The sequence below is a fragment of the Bradyrhizobium uaiense genome, assembly GCF_010811875.1.
Classification (GTDB): domain Bacteria; phylum Pseudomonadota; class Alphaproteobacteria; order Rhizobiales; family Xanthobacteraceae; genus Bradyrhizobium; species Bradyrhizobium uaiense.
The window spans coordinates 1-2,652 of record NZ_VKHP01000444.1 but is presented as its reverse complement, the minus strand read 5'-3'; the positions used below and the strand labels follow the sequence as shown (position 1 = coordinate 2,652).

At 64.4% G+C, this 2,652-nt stretch carries 2 protein-coding genes; both read right to left on the bottom strand.

All coding sequences use genetic code 11. The features are described 5' to 3' along the window. Window positions 1–267: 267 nt before the first annotated feature. Window positions 268–1,332, bottom strand: a complete 1,065-nt coding sequence (locus FNJ47_RS45500) for an ABC transporter substrate-binding protein (protein ID WP_163163251.1) — start codon at window positions 1,330–1,332, stop codon at window positions 268–270. Window positions 1,333–1,354: 22 nt separating this feature from the next. Beyond that, window positions 1,355–2,407, bottom strand: coding sequence for an ABC transporter ATP-binding protein (locus FNJ47_RS45495; RefSeq protein WP_347341822.1), 1,053 nt, complete (start codon window positions 2,405–2,407; stop codon window positions 1,355–1,357). Window positions 2,408–2,652 lie beyond the last annotated feature (245 nt).

The following is a 2,652-nucleotide window of genomic DNA, read 5'->3' as shown; positions in this document are numbered from 1 at the left end:
CTCGCGTGGGCGGTAGGGTTAGTGGGCACGACCACCGCCGAGACCCGCCACGGCACGGGGCGTGTCCAGTCGATGCGGGGTTTGGGGGTGGGGTTGGTGGTTGTAGTCATGTACCAAACCTTCCTTCGTCATTCCGGGTGCGCAACTGCGCACCTGGGGGCGCGCGAAGCGCGCGGCCGGAATCCATACTCACGATTGTGGTTATGGATTCCGGGCCTGCGCCAAGAGGCGCATCCCGGAATGACGATGGGTGTGAGAGCCACATCCTCACACCCGAAACAGCCGCGCATAGCGCGTCTTGATCTCTTCGGTCATCGCCTCTACCCCCGCCGGGTCCTCCTTCATCAGCTTGATGTCGGCGAGCTTGCGCCGGCCGGCCTTCGGCTGCACCTGCGCGTGCAGCGAATATTGGCCGGTGAAGTCGACGAAGAATTGCTGGGTTTCGCGGGTGTGCAGCCAGGCCTGAAACAGCTTTGCGGCGTTCGGATGCGGTGCTGTGGCGAAGATGCCGGTCGGCCCCGAGATCGTCGGCGTGCCTTCGGTCGGATAGACCGGCTCGACCGGTTGTCCGGCCTCCTTCAGCAGCACGATGCCATATTCATTGCCGTCAGCCATGACCGCGCGCTCGCCGAGCGAGAGCTTCTTCGGCGGATCCGTCGAGGACTGCACCTGCATCACGCGCTGCTTGGAAAGTTTCTCCAGATACGGCCAGCCGAGTTCGCGCACGATCTGGAACGTGGTGGTCATGATGGTGCCGCTATAGGCCGGATGGCCTTTCACCATCTTCCCCATCCACTTGGGATCGAGCAGGTCGGCAAAGCTCTTCGGTGCATCCTCCGCCTTCACCAGGTTGGTGTTGTAGGCGATCGACGACAGCCACAGCCGCGTGGTCACGGCCATGCCGTCCGGATCGCGATAATTGTCGGGAAAATGTTTGGCGACGTCCTCGGGCACGAACGGCATCAGCCAGCCGCTCTTCTTCCAGGGAATGAAATGCGAGGCATCGGCGCTGTTGACGACGTCGGCGGCGTGGATGTTCGAGTCGAATTCCTGCGCCACGCGCTGGAACAGCCGCTCCGAGCCGGAGCGCTCGATCTGCACCGTGATGCCGGGATAGGCGGCTTCGAACGCCTTGCCGAGCTTTTCGCCGACGGGCAGGTCCATCGACGAATAGAACACGAGCTTGCCTTCCTTGGTCGCCGCCGCGACGAGATCGGGCGTGATCGAGGTCGGCTCAGGTGCCGCGGCGCGCGCGGGTGCAGCGAACACCGCGCCGGCTGCAAGCGTCGCGGCGCCTCTCAGGACATCGCGTCTGGAAATTGGCTTCCGCATCGCGTGCCTCCGTTTCTTGCTGTTATCGGCTGAGCGCCCGGCAGCGCTCGGGCGGCAGGGTCAGCCAGACCTCGCTGCCCTTCTCGACCGCGGTTTCCGTCGGCGTGGTCACCCGCAGCGAGGTGCCGTCTGATGTTTCCACCATGTAGTCGCGGTTCATGCCGAGATAGACCTGCCGGGTCACGACGGCCTTGAGCGTGTTCGGCGCTGCCGGGGGGACGTGGGTCGAGAGCTGGATCTCATGCTGGCGGATCGCGACCGGTGCGCTCTGGCCGGCCGTGAGCCTGGCGCCGACCACCTCGAGCGTCGCGCCGGCGAACTCGACATGGGTTGCATCGCGCGCGGTGCCCTTGATCACATTGGCCGCGCCGATGAAGCGCGCGACGAATTCGGATTCTGGCCGCGCGTAGATGTCCTCAGGCGCGCCGAGCTGGTCGATCTTGCCGGCATTCATCACCGCGATCAGGTCGGCCGTCGTCATCGCCTCCGATTGATCGTGGGTGACGTAGACGGTGGTGTAGCGATACTCGTCGTGCAGGCGGCGGATCTCGAACCGCATCTCCTCGCGCAGATTGGCGTCGAGGTTCGACAACGGCTCGTCGAGCAGCAGCGTCTCGGGGCCGACGATCAGCGCGCGCGCCAGCGCGACACGTTGCTGCTGGCCGCCGGAGAGCTCGCCCGGATAGCGCTGCGCCAGCGGTTCCAGCTTGGTCGTCGCCAGGATCGCGGCGAGCTTTTTCGCGATGCTGTCGCGATCCATTTTGCGCAGGCGCAGCCCGTAGACGATGTTCTCCGCCACCGTCATGTGTGGCCACAGCGCGTAGCTCTGGAAGATCATCGACATGTTGCGCTGCTCGGGCGGCAGCGTGCGCGCCTTCGACGACACCACGCGGTCGCCGACGCGGATCTCGCCGTCGGATGGTTCGAGGAACCCTGCGATCAGCCGCAGGGTCGTGGTCTTGCCGCAGCCGGATGGCCCGAGCAGGCAAACGAGCTGGCCGTGATCAATTTTGAGGGAGACGTCATCAACTGCGACAAACGATCCAAACCGCTTGACCAGGCTACGCAATTCCACCGATGCCAAGCGATCCCTCCATTTTGTTGTGTCGCAGGGATCAGGGCCCGGCTGTTGCCGGCAGTAAAGCGGAAAATGACGAGGGCGGAAAGTGTTCGGGCCTTCTCAATAAGTCGTGGCAGCTCTTCGTTCAGCCAATCATGCTCCGTCATCCTGAGGTGCGAGCGCAGCGAGTCTCGAAGGATCGTCGGCCCCCGCTGTGGCCACACGCACTCCGGACGCGGAAATAGCCGGGCCGTGCATCC